Origin of the sequence: Pseudomonas sp. GV085, from assembly GCF_003050925.1 — a bacterium.
Lineage (GTDB): Bacteria > Pseudomonadota > Gammaproteobacteria > Pseudomonadales > Pseudomonadaceae > Aquipseudomonas.
In genome coordinates this window covers 1,583-2,967 of record NZ_QAOV01000033.1, presented here as the reverse complement: position 1 = coordinate 2,967, position 1,385 = coordinate 1,583, and the positions used below count along the sequence as shown (strand labels likewise).

Genomic DNA, 1,385 nt, shown 5'->3' with positions numbered 1-1,385 from the left:
ATTGCTTGGGTGTTATATGGTCAAGCCTCACGGGCAATTAGTATTGGTTAGCTCAACGCCTCACAGCGCTTACACACCCAACCTATCAACGTCGTAGTCTTCGACGGCCCTTCAGGGGACTCAAGGTCCCAGTGAGATCTCATCTTGAGGCAAGTTTCCCGCTTAGATGCTTTCAGCGGTTATCTTTTCCGAACATAGCTACCCGGCAATGCCACTGGCGTGACAACCGGAACACCAGAGGTTCGTCCACTCCGGTCCTCTCGTACTAGGAGCAGCCCCTCTCAAATCTCAAACGTCCACGGCAGATAGGGACCGAACTGTCTCACGACGTTCTAAACCCAGCTCGCGTACCACTTTAAATGGCGAACAGCCATACCCTTGGGACCGGCTTCAGCCCCAGGATGTGATGAGCCGACATCGAGGTGCCAAACACCGCCGTCGATATGAACTCTTGGGCGGTATCAGCCTGTTATCCCCGGAGTACCTTTTATCCGTTGAGCGATGGCCCTTCCATACAGAACCACCGGATCACTAAGACCTACTTTCGTACCTGCTCGACGTGTCTGTCTCGCAGTCAAGCGCGCTTTTGCCTTTATACTCTACGACCGATTTCCGACCGGTCTGAGCGCACCTTCGTACTCCTCCGTTACTCTTTAGGAGGAGACCGCCCCAGTCAAACTACCCACCATACACTGTCCTCGATCCGGATAACGGACCTGAGTTAGAACCTCAAAGTTGCCAGGGTGGTATTTCAAGGTTGGCTCCACGCGAACTGGCGTCCACGCTTCAAAGCCTCCCACCTATCCTACACAAGCAAATTCAAAGTCCAGTGCAAAGCTATAGTAAAGGTTCACGGGGTCTTTCCGTCTAGCCGCGGATACACTGCATCTTCACAGCGATTTCAATTTCACTGAGTCTCGGGTGGAGACAGCGCCGCCATCGTTACGCCATTCGTGCAGGTCGGAACTTACCCGACAAGGAATTTCGCTACCTTAGGACCGTTATAGTTACGGCCGCCGTTTACCGGGGCTTCGATCAAGAGCTTCGCGTTAGCTAACCCCATCAATTAACCTTCCGGCACCGGGCAGGCGTCACACCCTATACGTCCACTTTCGTGTTTGCAGAGTGCTGTGTTTTTAATAAACAGTCGCAGCGGCCTGGTATCTTCGACCGGCGTGGGCTTACGGAGCAAGTCCTTCACCCTCACCGGCGCACCTTCTCCCGAAGTTACGGTGCCATTTTGCCTAGTTCCTTCACCCGAGTTCTCTCAAGCGCCTTGGTATTCTCTACCCAACCACCTGTGTCGGTTTGGGGTACGGTTCCTGGTTACCTGAAGCTTAGAAGCTTTTCTTGGAAGCATGGCATCAACCACTTCGTCACCCAGA

Annotated in this window: 1 rRNA gene (cut by a window edge); it reads right to left on the bottom strand. The window is 53.4% G+C overall.

What is annotated here, in order from left to right:
* Window positions 1-16: 16 nt before the first annotated feature.
* A 23S ribosomal RNA gene (locus C8K63_RS29900) occupies window positions 17-1,385 on the bottom strand (it continues 1,525 nt past the right edge of the window).